Raw genomic sequence first — 20,364 nt, forward strand, 5'->3', positions numbered from 1 at the left:
CCGCGCAGCAGGTGACGAAGATCAGATCGCCGCTCCCGAAGATTCGTTACCGAGTCCGCGAAACCGTGTCTGAACTGGGCTTATCGGCCGTTGCCCGGTCACCGGCCGCCGCCGCGAACCGAAATTGTCGTACCCCTCTGGCACGCTCCGCACATGACCGAACACATCGTCTACGGGCCGCGGCTCACCGGTGAGCGCGCCGAGCTGACCCAGGTCGCGGGCGAGCTGCAGGCCCTGACCGAGACCGTCGACTACTACCGGCGCACGTTCGAGCTGAAGTGCGCCGGCCTGGCTCCGGCGCAGCTGTCGGAGCGCTCGGTATCGCCGTCGACGCTGTCGCTGCACGGGCTGCTGAGGCACCTCACCGGCGTCGAACGGTGGTGGTTCCGGATCCAGTTCGCGGGCGAGGACGTCCCGAACCTCTACACCTCCGACGACGACCCGGACTTCGAGTTCACCGTGCTGGATGGCGACGTCGAAGAGGCGTTCGCCCTGTGGCACGCCGAATGCGAGCGGTCACGGGCGATCGTCGCGGCGAGCACAGTGGACTCGACCGGCACCCGGATCAGCACCGGCACGCCGTTCACCTTGCGCTGGCTGATGTTGCGGATGGTCGGCGAGTACGCGCGCCACTGTGGACAAGCCGACTTGATCCGCGAACGGGTCGACGGCGTGACGGGCGAGTGATCAGGCTTTGCGAGACCGAAGGAGGAGACCGGACACGAGCGGAACGACGATCCAGCAGGCGTAGGCCCACTGCGTGAAGAAGGCGACCGGGATCGACACGGCGAAGGCGGCGATCATCACGCCGGACCCGCGGTAAGTCCTGCCGAAGAGCTCCGGCGGGGTGTCCGTGCGGTACAGGTGGTGACGCTGGATCTGCCAGACCATCAGGAGGAACGCGGACATAGCGATGACCTGCACGATGGCGTAGAAGACGAAGCGGAATTCGAACGCGCCGTCTCCGCCGATCACCTTCGTGGCGAAGGGCATGATCACCTGCATCAGCAGCCAGCTGAAGCTGATCCTGATCAGGCCGGCGTTCACCGTGGTGACGTGCTCGAACAGGCGATGGTGGGCACGCCAGTGGCCGCCGATGACGGCGAAACTGATCAGGAAGGAGACGTATTCGGACTTGTGATCGCCGAGTGAGCGCAGCAGCTCGGTGCCGGTGATGCCCTCCGGCAGCGGCAGCTCGAGCGCGAGCAGGGTGATGGCGATGGCCACGACGGCGTCGGAGAAGAAGACGAGCCGCTCGGCGGCGAACAACCGTTCCTCGGATGCGGCGGCGGTGTCTTCGCCGGGTGTGGCGTCACTCATGGACGGAGAGCGTGCCAGACGCGACCGGGTGACAGCGGCGGAGGTCGGCTGACGTTGTCGGTAAGCCGCCGTTGCGCTTCCGGACAGCTTGCCTGGGTGAGGCATGCCCGCTCTTCGGCTGGGCCGCCTCGGTGAGCCCACTCGCCTCCGGCTGACGCGGCTCGGTGGCCCACGCTGACGGCGACTCGCCTTGGTGAGGCGCGCTCGCGGCTTCGGCTGGCTTTGCCCGGCGAGGCACGCTCCCGCCGACGGCTCACCGGCTGGCGAGGCACGCTCTGGCTCTCGGCTCACCGGCCTGGCGAGGCACGGCCGCGCCCTCGGGCTTACCGGCCTGGCGAGGCACGTTCGCGCCTTCGGGCTTACCGGCCTAGCGATCGACGCTCGCGTCTCGGCTGACCGGCTGGCGAGGCGAGGCACGCTCGCGTCTCGGCTGACCTGCCCAGCGAGGCGAGGCATGGGCGCGCCTTCGGGTGACTGCCCTGCCGGGCGGTAGGCCGGATGCGTGCGATGCTGGCGCTATGACCGTCGACCCCGATTCCGGGCTGTTGTCTCCGGTGCGGGCCGGGACTCCGGCCGAGATGTCGACCGGTGACGGAGCCTGGCTGCGCGCCATGCTCGACGCCGAAGCGGCGCTGGCGAGAGCGCAAGCCCGGCTCGGCACCGTGCCCCCGGCGGCCGCGGATGCGATCACCGAGGCGGCGAGCAGCGCGCGGATCGATGTCGTCGAGCTGGCTCGGGGGTCGCGGGCGACCGCGAACCCGGTCGTCGGGCTGGTCAAGGCGCTGACGTCGGCCGTTGGCGCGATCGCGCCCGACGCCGCCGAGTACGTGCACCGTGGCTCGACCAGCCAGGACATCTTCGACACCGCGATGATGCTGGTCGCCGACCGGACGCTGCGTCCGCTCGCCGACGACCTCGACGCCACGGCTGAGGCGCTGGCCGACCTGGCCCGTGCGCACCGGGACACGGTCATGGCCGGCCGCACTCTGACGGCGCACGCCGTGCCGACGACGTTCGGGCTCAAGGCCGCGGGCTGGCGCCGGCTGGTGCTGGATGCGGCGGCCCGAGTCCGGCGCGTGCTGGACGGTGGGCTGCCGGTCTCGCTGGGTGGCGCGGCCGGAACGCTGGCGGCGTACGTCGAGTACGCGCGTCTCGCCGACGCCGAGCGTGCTGACGGAGGGCTTGACAACGGCGGGCATGCCGCTGGCGTGCCCGCCGACGCTGGACCTGCCGGTGCCGGGACTGCCGGTGCGGTGCCGGCCGCTGGCGTGCCTGCCGACGCTGGACTCACTGACGCGAGCGTGGCCGGCGGCGGGGCTGCGGGCACCAAGCCTGCGGGGGTCAGCGCGGCCGACGGTGGGTATGCGGAGCGGCTGACCGCCGCCTTCGCCGAGGAGACCGGGTTGGCCGCGCCCGTGCTGCCGTGGCACTCGCTGCGGACGCCCGTTGTGGACCTTGCCGGTGCGCTGGCCTTCACGGCCGGTGCGTTGGGGAAGCTGGCGGTTGACGTCGAGACGCTTACCCGGACCGAGCTCGGCGAAGTCGCTGAGCCGGCCGCGGCTGGGCGGGGCGGGTCTTCCGCGATGCCGCACAAGCGCAACCCGGTGCTGGCGACGTTGATCCGCTCTGCCGCGCTGCAGGTGCCTGTGCTGGCTGCGGGGGTTACGCAGTCGATGCTGGCTGAGGATGAGCGTTCGGCCGGGGTTTGGCATGCCGAGTGGCAGCTCGTCCGGGAGTGTCTGCGGCTGACCGGGGGTGCTGCTTACACGGCCGTCGAGTTGGCGCGCGGGTTGACCGTGCTGCCGGATCGGATGCGGGACAACTTGGCCTCGACGCATGGGCTGATCGTCTCCGAACGGCTGTCGGCTGCGCTCTCGCCGCTGCTCGGGAAGGCGGCGGCCAAGGAGTTGCTCGGTGAGGCGTCCCTGCGCGCGGTTCGTGAGGACCGGCCGTTGCGTGAGGTGCTGGACGAGCTGCCTGCGATCACCGGTGTGCTCACCCCGGCGGCGCTCGACGGCCTTCTCGACCCGGCCGGCTATACCGGCGCGGCAACCACGCTGGTCGACCGTGCCCTGGGTGACGACAAAGCCGCGGGCAGCGACGCGTAATAGCGGACCTCACCTGGTCGCGTGGGCGGGCTCAGGGGCCCGACCTGCGTCGGAAGGTTCGTGAAAATACTTTGAACCGCCTCCGTGGAGTGTCCGTGTAGTGGGTATCAGGCAGCCGCACCGAGCGGCGGACAATCCCAACGGACACAAGGAGAACTTCCATGCTTCGCACGCGCATCGCCGTCTCCGTCGCCGCTGCGGCAGCCGGGCTGGCAGTGCTCACCGCTTGCTCGGGCGCCGAAACCGCACAGCCCGTCATCGCTCCGGCGGCGGCTGGTGGCACCGGTGGCGGCCAGCTGGGCAACGCGGCCCCGGCGTCGAACGAGTCGAAACTCGTCGTCGCCGATGTCGCCGCTGTGGGACAGGTACTGACCGACCAGAACGGCATGACCCTCTACCGCTTCGACAAGGACACGGCCAAGCCGCCGAAGTCCAATTGCGACGGTGACTGCGCCAAGGCCTGGCCGCCGATGCTGGCCACCGGGGACGTGCAGGTTCAAGGCGTCGACAAGAGCCTCGTCGGGAAGGTGACCCGGACCGACGGTACCGAGCAGATCACCGTCGGCGGGTGGGCGCTCTACCGCTACGCCAAGGACGCCAAGGCCGGCGACGCGACCGGCCAGGGTGTCGGTGGCGCCTGGTACGCCTCGAACGCCAAGGGTGGCAAGGCCGGCCAGCAGGCCGCGACCGGGACCGGCACCGAAGCCGGCGTCGTGAAGCTCAGCGCCACCAAGATCGACGGCCTCGGCGACGCGATCACCGACCAGAACGGCATGACGCTCTACCTGTTCACCAAGGACACCAAGAAGGCCAAGACGTCCGCCTGCAACGGCGACTGCCAGAAGACCTGGCCGCCGGTGCTCTCGAACGGCAAGGTCGAACTGCAGGGCATCGACTCGAAGCTGCTCGGCAGCATCAAGCGCGCGGACGGCACCGAGCAGGTCACCATCGGCGGCTGGCCCGTCTACACCTTCTCGAAGGACCTGAAGCCGGGCGACGCGAACGGCATGGGCGTCAACGGCACCTGGTTCGTCATCGAGCCCGCCGGCTGCAAGCTCGGCACCAACCCCGCGACCGCCGCCACCAGCCAGGCTCCGGCCAGCAGCGGCGGTACGGGGAGCAGCAGCTCCAGCGACTCGGGTGGCTACAGCTACTGACCACCCGAACCCACTGATCTAGTGCGCGAGGCCCGGCGGACGCTCTTCACGAGCGACTTCCGGGCCTTGCTCGTTGCGGTCACGACGCAGGAACGGCCGGCGACGACGGGGCGCCTCGGTGTCCGCGACGGCGACGCGGTCGCGGTCGGCGGCGGAACCCTCGACGACCGGGACGCGTTCGGTCACGCGGTCGTTGTCGGCAACACGGTCGGTGCGCTGCTCGACGACGGTCGGCTCGTCGGCCACCTCGTCTTCCTCGGGCACGAGAATGGTGCGGCGGGCCGGCAGGACGGCGATCAGCAGACCGAGCGCGGCGACACCGAGGTGCAGCCAGGTGTCGGCGGGGCCGAGGTCCATCGGGTTGCCGGCGTTGGCGAAGGGGTTGTTCGAGATGAGGCCGTCGATCATCAGGCCCCACACGAACAGGGCGCCGTAACCGATGAACAGCAGCCAGCCGAACGTCCGGGCGCGGCCCGAACCGAACGCGAGCAGCAGGCCGACCACGCCGGTGACGACGCGGACGAGGCTGGTCAGGGGATTGCCGGAGAACCGCCACAACCCGGCGTCGTGGTGACCGGCGAAGTTCCCGACGCCCGTCCTGGTGAATCCGATGATGCCGACGATGATGAACGCGATCCCGGCCAGTCCGGCCAGTACCTGCGCCGGCTGCAGGCCGCGAACCCGGATGCGTGCGCCTTTCGCGTGAGCCATGACTCCAGTCCTTCCCAGCATGTGGTGACGACTGTCACCGCACCCAGGTACCCCGCGACCACTGTGCGCGAAACGAGGCGAAAACCCCCAGACGTCCGATCACTGGCCCCACACCGATGACAACGATGTCGGAAATCGCCGAACCGTCCTCAGTGGACGGTGAACGGCTACTGGTCGGTGTCGGCCAGCGCGCCGTGCGCGCCCGAACGCGGCAACGGCCAGGGCTGCACGCCGCCGGTGGTCTCGACCTGTCGGCCGACCGGGCCGGGAGCCGTGCTGTGCGCGCCGATCCACGCGAGGACGTCGGGGATCTGGGACTTGAAGGTGTTCATGTTGTGCCCGGCATCCGGGATCTTCCACGACGAAAACCGCAGTGGCGGCCGGGCCGCGTTGCGAATCTGGTCGATCGCAAAGCTTTCGTAGCTCTCTTTGTCCCCCGCGATGGCCAGGATGTCGACCGGCGACGGGTGCAGGCGCACGTTCAGCCGGACGTTGTTGGCGTCGTTGATGTCCCGCCGGCCGTGGAAGAGGTCCTCGGTCTCGGAATCGACCTGCGCCTTGTCGTAGCCGCTGACACTGACCGCCTGTCCGTACCACTGCGGGTGCCGGGTCACGAGGTTCATCGCGCAGTACCCGCCGGACGACCAGCCCGCGATCGTCCAGGCCCGGCGGTCGGGCGCCGCGCCGAGCTTCTGCAGCGCCCAGTCCCGCAGGTCCGCGGTCAGGTAGGTGTCGTTCGCGGTGCCGTTGACCTCGTCGACGCATTCGGTGTCGTGGCCGACCTTCGGGACGCCGGTCGGGTCCGGCACGATCACCACCGTCGGCGGCAGCACACGCTTGCCGATCGCCGCGTCCAGCTGCTCCGGCAGGTGGTAGCCGGCGGTGACGACCTCGGGGCCGGACGGGTAGTTCGGGATCCACTCGACCACCGGGAACTTGAGCTCCTTGAAGCCCGCGTCGAAGTACTGCGGCGGCAGGTAGACGGTGACGTCGCGGGTGATCTTGGTCCGGCGCCCGGTCACCTTCATGTGGACGACCGTGCCCTTGCCCTCGCGGGCGTGCGCCACCGCGGCGTCCCGCAGCTTCTCGAGGTCCTCGCCGTTCTGCGCCGCCTCGGCGTCGGTGCCCGGCGCGGAGTAGACGCCGGTGCCGAGCAGCGAGCCGACCGTCGGGAAGAACCCGCCGATCATGTTGCCCGCCATGCCGGTCGAGACGACCAGGAGGACGACCGCGAGCAGGATCGTCGCGCTGCGCCAGAGCCGTTTGCGCTTCCAGCGGTCCCAGAACCACGGCACCGCGATGATCGCGAGCAGCGTCAGCACGACCACGACGATCATGTTGACCGGCGAGTCCAGCCGGATGCTGCTCAGGTGCATGGGACGGGTCCTTCCAGGCGGGCAAAACGCGCGCCCGGACAACGGGACTCGCGTATATAGCACGTTTGACCCACCACCTGCGTTGCGGCCCTGTGAGTTCCGTCATAGGGCCGCAACGCGTCGCGCACTCAGCGCTCTCTCAGGAATTCACTTCGCGAAAGCCCGCGAAAGCCCGCGACAGCACGGAGATCGCCTGCGTGATCGCACCTTCGGCGGCGTGCGTCTCGCGCATCGAGTTCACCATCACGAAGTCGTGGATGATCCCCTGGTACCGCACGGCCGTGACGGGCACGCCGGCCTGACGCAGCTTCGCCGCGTACGCCTCGCCTTCGTCGCGAAGGACGTCCGCCTCGCCGGTGATCACGAGGGCCGGCGGCAGCCCGGCGAGCTCCTCGAGGGACGCGCGCAGCGGCGACGCCGTGATCTCCGCACGCTGGGCCGGGTCCGTCGTGTACTGGTCCCAGAACCACTTCATGCCCTCGCGGGCGAGGAAGTAGCCCTCGGCGAACTCCGTGTACGACGCGGTGTCGAAGTTCGCGTCGGTGACCGGGTAGAAGAGCACCTGCTGCCGGAAGGTGACGTCGCCGCGCTGCTTGGCGAGGATGGTGAGCGCCGCGGTCATGTTCCCGCCGACCGAGTCGCCGGCGACGGCGATGCGCGTGGTGTCGAGCCCCTTCTCGGCCCCGTGCTCGGCGACCCACTTCGCCACGGCGTAGCTCTGCTCGATGGCGACCGGGTAGCGCGCCTCCGGCGAGCGGTCGTACTCCGGGAAGACGACGGCCGCGCCGGTCCCGGCGGCCAGCTCGCGCACCAGGCGCTGGTGGGTGTGGAAGTCACCGAAGACCCAGCCCGCGCCGTGGACGTAGACGATCACCGGCAGCGGACCCTCGACACCCGCGGGGCGGACGATCCGGGTCTCGACCTCGCCGGTCGGGCCGCCGGGCACGGTCAGCACCTCGATCTCGGCGGCGGCCATGGCGATCTCGCCGTCCTGGACGCCGTCGACGGCCTTGCGACCTTCCTCCGGCGGCAGCTGGAACAGGTACGGCGGCTGGTCGGTGGCCTCGGCGAACGCCTGCGCGGCCGGTTCCAGAGCGATGTGGTGCGGGTTGGCGGTCATCTCTGCCTCCTCGGGGCGGGTGGAGCAAGCTGATGACTTAAAGGTAGCTCTCAACTGAGTTGTGCACAACTTAATGATGCCCAATGAGATCAGGGGCACTTAAGTTGCCACGCACCACCCGATCGGGGACCATGGAGAGTTACGAGAGAGGAGGCCGCCATGACGGAGAACGGCTCACTGCGACTGGACGACCAGCTCTGCTTCGGCCTGTACTCGGCGTCCCGCGCGGTGACGTCGCTGTACCGGGTCGTCCTCGCGGAGCTCGACCTGACCTACCCCCAGTACCTCGTGATGCTGGCGCTCTGGGAGCAGGACGACCGCCTGGTCAAGGAGCTCGGCGCCGAGCTGAACCTCGACTCCGGCACGCTGTCGCCGCTGCTCAAGCGGCTGCACGCGGCCGGTCTCGTGCTGCGCAACCGGCAGGTCGACGACGAGCGCGCGGTCATGGTCAGCCTCAGCGACGCCGGGAAGGCGCTGCGCGACAAGGCCGTCGGCGTCCCGGACGCGATCGGCGACGCGATGGGCCTCGACGCAGCCGGACTCGCCCGGATGCGCGGCGAACTCGACCGTTTGACGGCGTCCGTGAACGCCTATCGGGAGGCGTTGTCCCCGGCGTGATCAAGGCGTCGGCCTGGGTGGTTAGCATGGGCCACGAAGCAGGCAGGGGACGCGAATGATCAACCACGACGACGCGCTCAAGGCCGTCGAGAGCAGTCTCGACCGGCCCTCCGCCGCCCGGATCTACGACTACTTCATCGGCGGGAACACGAACTACGCGATCGATCGCGCGTTCGCCGAGAAGGTCCGCGCCCGGCTGCCGCTGATGGGCGAGTACTGCCTGAGCAGCCGCCAGTTCCTCGGCCGCGCCGTGCGCGAGTGCGTGCGCACCGGCATCCGCCAGTTCGTCGACATCGGTTCCGGGCTGCCGACGGCGGGCAACGTGCACGAGGTCGCCGACGAGACGCGCGACGAGCTCGACACCCGCGTGCTCTACATCGACAACGAGCCCATCGCGCTCGCGCACTCGACGCTGCTGCTCGCCGACACCGCCGACCCGGAGCGCCACCACGCGATCGCGGCGGACTTCCTGCAGCCCGAAGACCTCTGGGAGCGGGTGGCCGCCTCGGCCATCATCGACGTGCGGCAGCCGGTCGCCCTGGTGATCAACGCCGTCATGCACTTCATCAAGGACGACCGGAACCCCGACCGGCTGCTCGCCTTCTACCGCCGGAAGCTCGCCCCCGGGTCGCTGCTGGTGCTGTCGCAGATGACCAACGAGAACCCGGTCAACGACGACGAGCGGCAGGCCCTGATCGACCTGCTCGAGTACTACGAGACCACGACCAACCCGGGGTTCCTGCGGCCGATGGCCGAGTTCGAGCGCTTCTTCGGCGGCTGGCCGATGCTGGAGCCCGGGCTCGTCTACGCGCCGGCGTGGCACCCGGACGACCAGACCGTCTTCGCCGGTTCGCCGTCCGAGTCGCGGGTGATCGGCGGCATCGCCCGCAAGCCCTGATCCACCCGGCTTCCACCCCCGGGTTGACGCTCCGGGGCGCCGGCGCGAGCACCGTGGTGTCCACGCACCGCGGAAGGGACGCTCGTGAACAGCTCGGTCAACATCCTCATCGGAATCGTCGTCGTGGCCTGGATCCTGTGGCGCCAGACGCAGAAGCGCCCGGTCCGGGAGGATCGCAAGCCGACCGTGCTGCTGATCCTGCTGGTGCTCGGGGTGCTCCAGCTGAGCTCGTTCTTCAAGTCCGCGTCGTCGACGGGCCTGGTGATCGGCCTGCTCGTCGGCAGCCTGGTGCTGGCCGCGGGGTTCGGCGTGGTCCGCGGGTACACCGTGCGGCTCTGGCGCCAGGACGGGCAGCTGTTCCGCCAGGGCACCTGGCTCACGATCGTGCTGTGGCTGGCCGGGATCGGCGTCCACATCGGACTCGACGCGCTGATCGACAGCAGCGCGAAGGGCCTGGGCAGCGCGTCGATCCTGCTCTACCTGGCCGTTTCGCTGGGCACGCAGCGGCTGGTCGTCCAGTCGCGCGCGAACCACGCCGTGCGCGTCTAGGACGCTTCGCGCAGGCCTTCCAGGACGTCGAGGACGGCGCTCTTGCCCAGGTCGACGGCCTTGTGCAGGACCTCGGGATCGCGTTCCAGTACCGCCACGTCCGGTGCGCCCATCGGCGGCCGGACGCTGAGGATGCGCGGGTCGGTCGCGAGGATCTCCTCGTCTTCGACGTCGCGGCGGTAGGTGTCGTGCCAGGCGGTGATCGTGCCCGGCGCCTGGCGGCGCAGGAACCGCGGCACGACGACGTCCTGCACCCGCGGCGGCCGCACCGGCAGCTCGTCCATGCGGCGGGTGCGCAGCACCAGCACATCCGTGGCGTCCTGGGCGAGCGCGGAGCGGAACGGGATCGGCTCGGCCACCCCGGCGTCGACGAACCGGCGCCCGGCCATCGGGATCGGCGGCCCGGCCAGCACCGGCATGCAGGACGACGCCGCGAGCGCGACCTTGATCGCGTCGACGTCGTCGAGGAAGGGGTGCAGGTCGGTGGACTCGCCGGTGTCGGCGTCGGTGGCCAGCGGGTGGAACGTCACCGGGTTGGCCAGGATCGCCGGGAAGTCCATCGGCTCCAGCACCGAATAGACCTGGTGGACGAGGTATTCGAGGTCGATCACGGCGCGGCCGCGCAGGGTGTGCAGCGGGTTGATGATCCGGCGCATGACCACCGGGTTCCACCAGGTCCGCACGCCGGTCGACGAGCGGCCGCAAAGCAGCCAGGCGCCGTTCAGCGCGCCGGCCGACGAGCCGTAGACGGCGTCGAACGCGGGCGTGACGCCCAGTTCGTCCAGCGCCAGGACCATCCCGCTCGAGTAGGTGCCGCGGCTGCTGCCGCCCTCGATGGCCAGCGCGAGGCGCCGGCCGTCCGTGCGTTCGCCCGGGACACTGCCGGTCGCCAGCCGTTCGGAGATCAGTTCGAGTACCGGGTGCACTCCTCCCATCCTGGTCTTTTACGGCGATTCGTCGACCCGTTTTGTGAACAACGCTGCGCCTCACCCGGGTGAGTGAAGTGACGGGCACCTCGTTGCACTGCAACTCGTTGCATAGGACTCTCAGAGGATGGCACTGGAGCACGCGATCCTCGTTTCGCTGTCCGAGCGCGCCGGCTCGGGCTACGAGCTGACGCGCCGGTTCGAGAAGTCGATCGGGCTCTTCTGGAGCGCCACCCACCAGCAGATCTACCGCGTGCTGAAGCGGATGGAAGAGGCCGGCTGGGTCGCCGTCGACGTCGTCGCGCAGTCGGGGCGGCCGGACAAGAAGGTCTACACGGTCAGCGAAGGCGGACGCGCCGAACTCGTCCGCTGGCTCGCCGAGCCGGACCCGTCGGCCGGGCCGGTCGAACTCGCGGTGAAGATCCGCGGCGCGACCTTCGGCGATCCCGGCGCCGTCGCGGCCGAGATCGTCCGGCACCGCTCGGCCCACGCCGAACGCCTCGACGTCTACCGGCAGATCGAGAAGCGCGACTTCCCCGCCCCGGCCGCGCTGACCGGCCGGCACCTGCACCAGTACCTGGTCCTGCGCGGCGGCATCCGCGTCGAAGAGGGCCAGGTCGAGTGGTTCGACGAAGTTCTCGCTGCTCTCCACCACGAGAAGGACGCGTGATGACCGACTACCCGAACTTGCTGGCCCCGCTGGACCTCGGCTTCACGACGTTGCGCAACCGCGTGATCATGGGGTCGATGCACACCGGCCTGGAGGACAAGGCCGCGCACTTCCCCGAGCTGGCCGAGTACTACGCCGAGCGCGCCCGCGGTGGGGTCGGGCTGATCGTCACCGGCGGCTTCGCGCCGAACCGCACCGGCTGGCTGCTGCCGCTGGCCTCGAAGCTGACGACGGCCGCCGAGGCGCGCGAGCACCGGCAGCTCACCGCGCCGGTGCACGAGGCCGGCGGCAAGATCGCGCTGCAGATCCTGCACGCGGGCCGCTACGCCTACCACCCGCTGAGCGTGTCCGCGTCGAGCCGCAAGGCGCCGATCAACCCGTTCCGGCCGCGCGCGCTGACCGGCTACGGCGTGCGTCAGCAGATCCGCGCCTTCGCCGACTGCGCCGCTCTCGCGCGCGAAGCGGGCTACGACGGCGTCGAGATCATGGGCTCCGAGGGCTACCTGATCAACCAGTTCCTGGCCGAGCGCACCAACAAGCGCACCGACGCCTGGGGCGGCACGGCCGAGAAGCGCCGCCGGTTCGCCGTCGAGATCGTGCGCCGGACGCGCGAGAAGGTCGGCGACGACTTCGTCATCATCTACCGGCTTTCGGTGCTGGACCTGGTGCCCGGCGGCCAGCCGTGGGAGGACGTCGTCGCGCTCGCGAAGGACGTCGAGGCCGCCGGGGCGACGATCATCAACACCGGCATCGGCTGGCACGAGGCCCGCGTACCGACGATCGTCACGTCGGTGCCGCGCGCCGCGTTCACCTGGGTCACCGGGAAGCTCAAGCCGCACGTCGGGATCCCGGTGGTGACGTCGAACCGGATCAACATGCCGCAGGTCGCCGAGGAGGCCCTGGCCCGTGGCGACGCCGATCTGGTGTCGATGGCCCGGCCGTTCCTCGCCGACCCGGAGTGGATCCGGAAGGCCGCGAGCGGCCGCGAGGACGAGATCAACACGTGCATCGCCTGCAACCAGGCCTGCCTCGACCACGCCTTCAAGCGCAAGCTCGTGTCCTGCATGGTGAACCCGCGCGCCGGTCACGAGACGACGTTGACGCTCACCCCGGCGCGGCGCGTCAAGCACATCGGCGTCGTCGGCGCCGGGCCCGCCGGGCTGTCGTCCGCCACCGCGCTCGCCGAGCGCGGCCACCGCGTCGAGCTGTTCGAGGCGGACGACGAGATCGGCGGCCAGTTCGGCATCGCGCGGAAGATCCCCGGCAAGGAGGAGTTCGCCGAGACGATCCGCTACTACCAGCGGCGCCTCGAGGTGACCGGCGTGAAGCTGCACCTCGGCACACGGGTCACCGCGGCGGACCTGAGCGACTTCGACGAGGTCGTGGTGGCCACCGGTGTCGCGCCGCGGGTGCCGTCGCTGCCCGGCATCGAGCACCCGAAGGTGCTGTCCTACGTCGACGTCGTCCGGCACGGCAAGCCGGTCGGCGACCGGGTCGCGGTGATCGGCGCGGGCGGGATCGGCGTCGACGTCAGCGAGTTCCTCACGCACCTCGGCTCCCCCACACTCGACCTCGACGCGTGGATGACCGAATGGGGCGTCACCGATCCCGAGCACGCGCCCGGCGGGCTGGCCGAGCCGAAGCCCGAGCCGTCGCCGCGGCAGGTCTACCTGCTGCAGCGCAAGAAGTCCGGGATCGGTTCCGGGCTCGGCAAGACGTCCGGCTGGGTGCACCGCGCCGCGCTGAAGGCGAAGGGTGTCGAACGGATCCCCGGCGTCACCTACGACCGCATCGACGACGCCGGTCTGCACATCACCGTCGACGGCCGGGCGCGGCTGCTGGAAGTCGACACGGTCGTCGTCTGCGCCGGTCAGGAGCCCGTGCGCGCGCTGGCCGACGAGCTGCGGGACCACGGACGGCCGGTGCACGTGATCGGCGGCGCCGACGTCGCCGCCGAACTCGACGCGAAACGCGCGATCGACCAGGGCACGCGGCTCGCGGCCGCGCTGTAGCCCGGGAGGCGTCCGGCACTGGCAGGATGAACCCCGTGCGAGACGTATGCGTGATCGGGCTCGGGCTGATCGGCGGTTCGCTGCTGCGCGCGGCGGCCGCGAGCGGCCGCACGGCGTGGGGAGCGGCGGTTTCCGAAGTGGACGCCGACGCGGCCAGCAGAGCGGGGTTCGACGTCACGACCGACGTCGAAGCCGCGCTCCACCGGGCCGCCGCCGACGACGCGCTGGTCGTGCTGGCCGTGCCGCTGCCGGCCGTCGAAGACCTGCTGCGCCTGGTCGCCCAGCACGCGTCGCACTGCCTGCTCACCGACGTCACCAGCGTCAAGGCGCCGGTGCTGGACGCCGTCCGCCGCCGGGTGCCCTACACGCGCTACGTCGGCGGGCACCCGATGGCCGGGACGTCCCACTCGGGCTGGCTCGCCAGCGACGCCGAGCTGTTCCGGGGCGCCGCGTGGGTGGTCGGCGTCGAGGACGACACGGACCTCGAAGCCTGGGCCGAAGTGGCACAGCTGGTGCTCGACCTCGGCGCGCACGTCGTGCCGCTGCCCGCGGAGTCGCACGACGAAGCCGTCGCGCGGATCTCCCACCTGCCGCACCTGCTCGCCGCGATCCTCGCCACGATCGGCGCCGAAGGCGGCCCGCTGGCGATGTCGCTCGCGGCCGGCTCCTACCGCGACGGGACGCGCGTCGCCGGGTCGAACCCGCACCTCGTGCGCGCGATGACCGAGGGCAACCGGGACGCGCTGCTCCCGATCGTCGACGAAGCCCTCGGCCGGCTCGGCGCCGCGCGCGGTTCGCTGGCCTCGACCGGTGGCCTGGCGGCGACGATCAACGCCGGACACGAAGGCGCGCAAGCGCTTGCGGCCGGCCTGGACGCCGAGCGGGCGGGCGTGCGGATCAGCCTGGCCGCCCCGGACGCGCGGGACGGCCTGATCGCACTCGGCGAGCGCGGCGGCCGGATCACCGGCCTCGCGGACGGCGTCGCGACCGGCGAGGTCCAGTAGGAAAGTCCGTGAATGCCACATTCAGGGACGCTGAGTCCGTGAATGCCACATTCACGGACACTAAGGCCCTCAATGTGGCATTCACGGACTTGGGAACCTACTGAGCGGGCGGGGCAGCCGGGGGCGGGTTGTCCGGGGTGTTGTCGAACTTGTTGAGGAAGTCCTTCGCCTTCTCGACGCCGCCGTCGATCTGCGAGTCGTGGCCGGCGAACTTCGACTTCGCGAAGTCGGCCGCCTTGTCGAGGCCCTGCTCGATCTTGTCGTTGTGCTCCCGCAAGGCGTCTTCGGCCTTGCCCTTCAACGCGTCGAAGTCGATTCCCATGAGTGCATTGAACAGCACTTGTGTCACGTACGCCTGTGGTAGGGCAAAAACCGCCTGACCAGCCGCAACGGCGTGTGTTCGACCAGGTCCGGCCCGCGGACGGCGTCGAACGCCGACTCCAGCTGGTCGACCACACCGGCCAGCTGCTCGCTGTCGGGCAGCGGCACCGATTCCGGCGTCCGCTGCTCGCGGATCGACGCCGCCAGCTCCTCGATCGCGGTGGTCAGCAGCTCGACGTCCGACGGCGACGGCGGCGCCACCCCACGCCCGATCGTCACGCCGACCTCGGTGACGGCGTCCGCGACGCGTTCCTGCGCGGCGATCACCGGCCACCACGCCACCGCCTGGCGGCCGTTGGCCGACGGCTCGACGACGACCTGCTGGAACGCCGTCCGCAGGTCGGCCAGCGCCCGGTAGGCGCCGCGCCGGGCCCGGGACCGCGCCAGCCGCGCGTCGCCCGACGAGGCCTCGACCAGCGCGCACTCGACGTACTTCGCGACGGCGTCCAGCCCGTCGGCCAGCCGGCCGCCGACCTGCGGACGACGGCTGCCCGGCCACAGCAGGTAGCCGAAGACGAGGACGATCACGCAGCCCAGCGCCGTGTCGACCAGCCGGGCCACGACGACGTCCCAGCTCGCGGTGTTCGCCAGGTCCATCTGCAGGATGATCAACGGCGTCACGAACGCGCTGAGGATGCCGTAGTTGCGCACCTTCCCGACCGCGACGCCGCCGGCGAAGATCGCGATCAGCGCCACCAGGATCCAGCCGCGCCCGCCCGCGACCAGCACGGCGGCGCCGATCCCGACGCCGACGACCGTGCCGATGCCACGCAGCACCGCGCGGCCGAAGACCGAGCCGAAGTCCGGCTTCAGCACGATGCCGACGGTCAGGGTGAGCCAGTAGGACCGCTCCAGCGGCACGAGCAGCCCGACGACCTCGGCGATCGCGACGCACAGCGTCAGCCGCAGGGCGGCGATCCAGGTCAGCGGGCCGGACGCGAGCGAGCGCCCCCAGTCCCGCAGGCGCCGGTACCAGGGCGCCTGCTCCCGGCGCTTCCGGTCGTCGCCCTTGCCGATCCGGACCAGCCCGGCGTAGAGCGCGGCCCGCAGCGGGTCGGCGTCGTCGGCCGGCTCCGGCGGCGGTTCGGGCAGCGGCTGGCTGGCCAGCACCGCGGCCGACAGCGCGACGAAGTGGTCGATGACGTCGCCGGACACCCGGCGGCCGGCGTTGACCAGCGCCACCGACGCCTCGACCGCGGGGGTCGTCGCCGAGAGCAGGTTGAGCAGCTGCCGGTAGGCGGCGTCGCGGCCGGAGAGCCACGAGCGCGCGGTGAGCAGCTGGTCGTAGGCGGTGTTCATGGCCGTGGTCAGCCGGTGGCGGGCCACCCGCGAGACGGCTTCGTCGGTCGCCGAGAGCATCGCGGCCAGCTCGACGTAGACGTGCGCGACGGCGCTGCGTTCGGCGCTGGTCGCGCGGACCGTCCAGGTGACGAGCGCGACCAGCAGGCTCCACGCGGCGCCGACGCAGAAGTAGCCGAGCAGGATCTCGACGCGGACGCCGGTCGCGTGCTGGCCGGTGCCGAGCACGCAGAACACGAACATCTGCAGCCCGGCGACCGAGGCGTTGCTGCCGGCCGCGCTGATCAGCGCGGACACCGCGGCGACCAGGATCACCGCGGGCACGGACAGCGCCGGCGTGCCGCCGGTCAGCAGGCCGACGACGTACCCGGCGGTGGCGGCGAGCGTCGCGCCGCCCAGGCGTCGCGCGCGGTAGCGGTACGGCCCGGCGGACTCGGACAGCACGGCGGGCAGGGCGCCGGTCGAGATCAGGGCGCCGACGGCGATGTCACCCGCCGCGAAGCCCACGGCCAGCGGGACGGCGAGGGCGAGCACGGCCCGGGCGACCATGTTCCAGGGCACCGGGACCGGCTTGCTCCGCAGCAGCTGGACGAGCCAGTGCGGCGCGGCGATGTCGGGACGCGGCGTGCTCACGCCCCCATCTTGACCTACGCTGCCGGGAACGCTTAATTATCAACCTGTCAACAACGCGGGAGGTTCCGGTGGGCCGCAAGTACTCCTTCGAGGTCAACCGCACGAGCACGGCGCCACCGGCGGCCCTGTTCGCGCGCGAGGCGGACGGCCCGCGCTGGGCGGAGTGGGGAAAACCACTGATCATCCAGGCGAGCTGGGCCCGGCAGGGCACCGACGAGCCGAACGGCGTCGGCGCCGTCCGCGCGGTCGGCCTGTGGCCGGTGCTGATCAAGGAGGAGACCGTCGAGTACGAGCAGGACCGCCGGCACGTCTACACGTTCTTCGGGAACAACCCGATCAAGGACTACCGGGCCGAGGTGTTCTTCACCCCGACCGTCGACGGCGGCACGCACCTGCGCTGGACCGGCTCGTTCACCGAGCCCGTGCGCGGCAGCGGCCCGATCCTGGCCGCCGGCCTGAAGAACGTCATCCGGCTGTTCTCGGCGAAGCTGGTCAAGGCAGCCGAAACCGGGCACTGACCTGGGTGCGTCAGGCCACACAAGATCGTTTGACGCAACTTCGCGCCCCACCCCCGCGTCACCCTTTCGGGTAGTCCTCGACTACCGCGTGAAAGGGGGACGTGGGGATGTTCAGCAAGAAGCGACACGGACGAGTGACAGCAGTGGTGGCCGCGGCGGTATTGACACTCGCAGCGTGTTCGAGCGCCCAGCCGGCGCCGCCCGAGCCCAGCCAGCCGAACCCGGCGCCCGGCGGCGGCCCCGGCTCGACGCCGGCCGGGCCCTACGCGTTCGGCACCGTGCAGCAGAAGGCGCCCGCCGCGGCGAACGGCGAAGTCCAGGTCGTCCGCAGGATCACCACCGACAAGCCGTACGTCTTCCTCACGATGGACGACGGCGCGGTCAAGGACCCGGACGCGCTCAAGCTGATGCAGCAGTCCGGCACGCACCCGGTGCTGTTCCTGAACCAGAAGTACGTGAAGGGCCACGAGGCCTACTTCAAGCAGATCCTCGACGCGACCGGCGCGACGCTCGGCGACCACACGGTCGACCACCCGAACCTCAAGGGCAAGCCGTTCGAGTTCCAGCGCAAGGAGATCTGCGACGACGCCGACGACTTCCAGAAGGGCCTCGGCGTCCGGCCGGTGCTGTTCCGGCCGCCGTTCGGCAACTACGACCACAACACCCTGCGCGCGGCGGCCGCGTGCGGGATGCGCGTCGCGGTGCTGTGGACGGCCGCGGTCAACGACGGGCACGTCCAGTTCCAGGCCGGCGACAAGCTCAAGCCGGGCGACATCGTGCTGATGCACTTCCGGAAGACGTTCAAAGAGGACTACACGGCGTTCGTCGAGCAGGCGAAGAAGGACGGGCTCACACCCGTCCCCCTCGCCGACTTCCTCGGTTAAAGCACCACGGTCGGCGTGACGACGGTCCGGCGGCACGTCACGTCACCCAGGTGCACCAGGATCTGCGTGGTCCCGCGCGGCACGTTGTCGAGCACGAACCGGCCGCCTTCGTCGGCGGTCGTGGACGTCGTCCCGTGCTCGGCCACCCGCACCTCGACGCCGTACTGGCCGGCCGGCACCAGCCAGCCGTCGATGCGGTGCTGCTTGCCGATCTTGGTCAGGTTGATCATCACGGTGAGGTCGCTGACGGTGAAGGTGATCGTGCCGGTGCCGCTGCCGCGCACGCCGGCGAGCGTGTCGAGCCGCTCCCAGCGGGCGACCTCGACGTCGAGGTCCTCCAGCGCGAGCGCGAACTGGACCCGTTGCACGAGGTCGTCCGGCGGCGGGTCCAGCTCGTCGAGGAAGCGGCCGATGTCGGCCAGGAGCACGTCGTCGGAAAAGGCCTCGCCCGGCGTCCCGAGGTCGTTCATCGGCTTCCCCCTTCACTGGCGAGGAGATCGCGCATCTGGTCGAGGCAGCGCCCTCTGGTCGGTCCGACGCTGCCGCGCGGCATACGCAGCGCTTCGGCGACGAGCTGGTACTCCGCGCGGCCCGCGAGGACGGTCAGCCGGAGCAACTCCTGACAGCGGTGGGGCAGCCGGACGAAGGCGCGCCAGACCCGGCGGTCGCGGTCGGCGCGGACGGCTTCGTCTTCGGGAGCCGGTTGGGTGCTGGGCATGGCTTCGGCCACCTCGTCGCTCAGCGGGACGGGCTGGATGCGGCGGCCGTGCGGGTGGGTCGCTTCGCGCCGGGTCGTGGTGATCAACCAGGCGGCGAGCGCCTTGGGATCACGCAGCTTCCCGAGCTGGCTGAAGAGGGCGAGCCACACGGTCTGGACCACGTCCTCGGCGACCGAGCGGTCGAGCCCGTTGGCCCGGGCCACGTGCCAGACGAGCGGGGTGAGCTCGTCGACCAGGCGGGCCATCGCCTGGCGGTCGCCTTCTCTCGCCGCGTGCATGCAGGCGGCATGCAGCTCGGCGCCGGTCAGGCCCTCCCAAGGAGGATCAACCTCTGCGGTTTGCACGTCGGTCACCGTATCTGCCCCTCTTCGGAAACGTCTTCGAGTCGGCTTCGGCAGTATCGCGGGTCCTTCGGGGGGAAGGAGCGTGCAGGTGGATCTCGGATACATCAAGTCTCTTAGTTCGTCGGTCACGCTCGCGGTCAACGGCTGCGGGGGAGGTACCGGCCGACGCAGGCGTGTGGACTCGCGCCGACCGGTACTCCCCTCCCTCACGGGCCCGCTCCCCAACGGGCCCCGCCGGATGACCCCTCCCCCGAAGGGCACCCGGCCGACGGCGTCCGGGGGCCCCCTCGGCTCCCGGCCACCGCGTTTTCCTCCGAACCCGGCACCCCCTGCCCGATCCGATCTCCGTGCTTGGCTGCTCCACAGGACGCAGTGGCGGGACCGCCAGATACACGGATGCCCGAGAATTTCCGAAGATCGACGGAATGCGGCTACTTGATCACCGAGAGTGCACCGGCAAGCGTTTGCGCCCACCGCGCGTAGCCCGCCGGGCCCGGGTGGAAGCGATCCGGCGCGAAGGCCTCGGGGTCGAGCAGGCCGGGCGCCATCGGCACGTGCGTGACGCCGGGAACGCGTGCCACGGCGGCGGCCGCCGCGTCGAGCGCGCTCGACCGGGCGGCGAGGACGTCCCGCAGCGGCCGCGGCAGCGACGGGAAGCGCGCCATCGGCGGGACACCGGCGAGGACGACGTCGACCGGGCCGAGGCGGCGGCGCAGGTCGACGACGAGGGCCAGCAGGTCACGCCGGTAGCCGGCGGCGGTCCGCAGCTCGATCGTGTCGTTGACGCCGAGGGCGATCACCACAAGATCGGCGGGCTCCACGAGCGGCGCCAGCTCGGCGCGGACGGTCCGGGCGTTGGCCCCGGTCCGCCCGACGGCCTGCCAGCGCACGGCCCGGCCGCCCGTCGCGAGCTCACGGGCCAGGCAGCCGGTCAGCGCCTCTTCGTGGGTGGCCGCGCCGACGCCGTCCACTGTGGACTCCCCGAGCACGGCCAGCCGGAAGGGCTCCCCCGCGCCCGCGACGACGCCGTCGGCAGGCCCGGCGGCCCCGGGCAGCCGCGGCGTCGTCCGCTTGACGTAGACCGCTTGGGCGGCGAGGAGGAAGATCACGCCTCGAC

At 70.9% G+C, this 20,364-nt stretch carries 21 protein-coding genes; 11 read left to right on the forward strand and 10 right to left on the reverse strand.

Annotation, left to right across the window (positions count from 1 at the left end; translation table 11 throughout):
• Positions 1-153: 153 nt before the first annotated feature.
• Positions 154-687, forward strand: a complete 534-nt coding sequence (locus tag OG570_RS09360; protein WP_326956245.1) for a DinB family protein — start codon at positions 154-156, stop codon at positions 685-687.
• Here OG570_RS09360 and OG570_RS09365 read toward each other — a convergent pair whose 3' ends face one another.
• The gene (locus OG570_RS09365; protein WP_326956246.1) at positions 688-1,425 is read right to left on the reverse strand and encodes a TMEM175 family protein; all 738 of its coding nucleotides are present in this window, start codon (positions 1,423-1,425) and stop codon (positions 688-690) included.
• A 413-nt stretch (positions 1,426-1,838) separates the two neighbouring features.
• Here OG570_RS09365 and OG570_RS09370 point away from each other — a divergent pair, with 413 nt between their 5' ends.
• Positions 1,839-3,428, forward strand: coding sequence for a lyase family protein (locus tag OG570_RS09370; RefSeq protein ID WP_326956247.1), 1,590 nt, complete (start codon positions 1,839-1,841; stop codon positions 3,426-3,428).
• 161 nt (positions 3,429-3,589) lie between these two features.
• Positions 3,590-4,585, forward strand: a complete 996-nt coding sequence (locus OG570_RS09375) for an SCO0930 family lipoprotein (protein WP_247060090.1) — start codon at positions 3,590-3,592, stop codon at positions 4,583-4,585.
• 18 nt (positions 4,586-4,603) lie between these two features.
• Here the strand turns inward: OG570_RS09375 and OG570_RS09380 are convergent, their stop codons facing one another.
• The 3 genes from OG570_RS09380 to OG570_RS09390 all read right to left on the reverse strand — a co-directional run bounded on the left by OG570_RS09380 (position 4,604) and on the right by OG570_RS09390 (position 7,792).
• The gene (locus OG570_RS09380; RefSeq protein WP_326956248.1) at positions 4,604-5,296 is read right to left on the reverse strand and encodes a DUF4383 domain-containing protein; all 693 of its coding nucleotides are present in this window, start codon (positions 5,294-5,296) and stop codon (positions 4,604-4,606) included.
• 167 nt (positions 5,297-5,463) lie between these two features.
• Positions 5,464-6,672: an alpha/beta hydrolase gene (locus tag OG570_RS09385; protein WP_326956249.1), complete on the reverse strand. Its 1,209-nt coding sequence runs from the start codon at positions 6,670-6,672 to the stop codon at positions 5,464-5,466.
• A 139-nt stretch (positions 6,673-6,811) separates the two neighbouring features.
• Positions 6,812-7,792, reverse strand: coding sequence for an alpha/beta hydrolase (locus OG570_RS09390; protein WP_326956250.1), 981 nt, complete (start codon positions 7,790-7,792; stop codon positions 6,812-6,814).
• 159 nt (positions 7,793-7,951) lie between these two features.
• On the opposite strand from OG570_RS09390, the gene OG570_RS09395 reads away from it, so the two are divergent.
• The 3 genes from OG570_RS09395 to OG570_RS09405 all read left to right on the forward strand — a co-directional run bounded on the left by OG570_RS09395 (position 7,952) and on the right by OG570_RS09405 (position 9,857).
• Entirely contained in the window at positions 7,952-8,410 is a 459-nt protein-coding gene (locus tag OG570_RS09395) for a MarR family winged helix-turn-helix transcriptional regulator (protein ID WP_326956251.1), read from the forward strand.
• Between the two features lie 55 nt (positions 8,411-8,465).
• Entirely contained in the window at positions 8,466-9,308 is an 843-nt protein-coding gene (locus OG570_RS09400; RefSeq protein WP_326956252.1) for an SAM-dependent methyltransferase, read from the forward strand.
• An 84-nt stretch (positions 9,309-9,392) separates the two neighbouring features.
• Positions 9,393-9,857, forward strand: a complete 465-nt coding sequence (locus OG570_RS09405; RefSeq protein ID WP_326956253.1) for a hypothetical protein — start codon at positions 9,393-9,395, stop codon at positions 9,855-9,857.
• On the opposite strand, the gene OG570_RS09410 is transcribed toward OG570_RS09405, so the two are convergent.
• The gene (locus OG570_RS09410) at positions 9,854-10,783 is read right to left on the reverse strand and encodes a patatin-like phospholipase family protein (RefSeq protein ID WP_326956254.1); all 930 of its coding nucleotides are present in this window, start codon (positions 10,781-10,783) and stop codon (positions 9,854-9,856) included. The genes OG570_RS09405 and OG570_RS09410 overlap by 4 nt on opposite strands.
• A gap of 127 nt (positions 10,784-10,910) precedes the next feature.
• Here OG570_RS09410 and OG570_RS09415 point away from each other — a divergent pair, with 127 nt between their 5' ends.
• The 3 genes from OG570_RS09415 to OG570_RS09425 are packed head-to-tail and all read left to right on the forward strand — an operon-like array spanning position 10,911 to position 14,469.
• A complete protein-coding gene (locus OG570_RS09415; protein WP_326956255.1) occupies positions 10,911-11,453 on the forward strand; it encodes a PadR family transcriptional regulator in 543 nt (180 codons plus the stop codon).
• Positions 11,453-13,465 (forward strand): NADPH-dependent 2,4-dienoyl-CoA reductase, encoded by a 2,013-nt coding sequence (locus OG570_RS09420; protein WP_326956256.1) that lies wholly within the window; start codon positions 11,453-11,455, stop codon positions 13,463-13,465. Before OG570_RS09415 ends, OG570_RS09420 begins: the two co-directional genes overlap by 1 nt.
• Before the next feature lie 26 nt (positions 13,466-13,491).
• Entirely contained in the window at positions 13,492-14,469 is a 978-nt protein-coding gene (locus OG570_RS09425) for a prephenate dehydrogenase (protein ID WP_326956257.1), read from the forward strand.
• A 97-nt stretch (positions 14,470-14,566) separates the two neighbouring features.
• On the opposite strand, the gene OG570_RS09430 is transcribed toward OG570_RS09425, so the two are convergent.
• Positions 14,567-14,791: an antitoxin gene (locus tag OG570_RS09430; protein WP_326956258.1), complete on the reverse strand. Its 225-nt coding sequence runs from the start codon at positions 14,789-14,791 to the stop codon at positions 14,567-14,569.
• A 23-nt stretch (positions 14,792-14,814) separates the two neighbouring features.
• On the reverse strand, positions 14,815-16,782 hold the full coding sequence (locus OG570_RS09435) for an FUSC family protein (RefSeq protein WP_326956259.1): 1,968 nt from the start codon (positions 16,780-16,782) through the stop codon (positions 14,815-14,817).
• A 68-nt stretch (positions 16,783-16,850) separates the two neighbouring features.
• Here OG570_RS09435 and OG570_RS09440 point away from each other — a divergent pair, with 68 nt between their 5' ends.
• The gene (locus tag OG570_RS09440) at positions 16,851-17,300 is read left to right on the forward strand and encodes an SRPBCC family protein (protein WP_247060074.1); all 450 of its coding nucleotides are present in this window, start codon (positions 16,851-16,853) and stop codon (positions 17,298-17,300) included.
• 143 nt (positions 17,301-17,443) lie between these two features.
• Positions 17,444-18,184 (forward strand): polysaccharide deacetylase family protein, encoded by a 741-nt coding sequence (locus tag OG570_RS09445; protein ID WP_326959945.1) that lies wholly within the window; start codon positions 17,444-17,446, stop codon positions 18,182-18,184.
• On the opposite strand, the gene OG570_RS09450 is transcribed toward OG570_RS09445, so the two are convergent.
• The 3 genes from OG570_RS09450 to OG570_RS09460 form a co-directional block, all read right to left on the reverse strand.
• Entirely contained in the window at positions 18,181-18,654 is a 474-nt protein-coding gene (locus OG570_RS09450; RefSeq protein ID WP_326945706.1) for a carboxypeptidase regulatory-like domain-containing protein, read from the reverse strand. The genes OG570_RS09445 and OG570_RS09450 overlap by 4 nt on opposite strands.
• Complete coding sequence (locus OG570_RS09455) at positions 18,651-19,256, reverse strand: RNA polymerase sigma factor (RefSeq protein WP_247060070.1); 606 nt, start codon at positions 19,254-19,256, stop codon at positions 18,651-18,653. The genes OG570_RS09450 and OG570_RS09455 overlap by 4 nt, the downstream gene beginning before the upstream one ends.
• 422 nt (positions 19,257-19,678) lie before the next feature.
• Complete coding sequence (locus OG570_RS09460) at positions 19,679-20,356, reverse strand: SGNH/GDSL hydrolase family protein (RefSeq protein ID WP_326956260.1); 678 nt, start codon at positions 20,354-20,356, stop codon at positions 19,679-19,681.
• Between the last annotated feature and the right edge of the window lie 8 nt (positions 20,357-20,364).

The sequence above is a fragment of the Amycolatopsis sp. NBC_01286 genome, from assembly GCF_035982555.1.
GTDB lineage: Bacteria > Actinomycetota > Actinomycetes > Mycobacteriales > Pseudonocardiaceae > Amycolatopsis.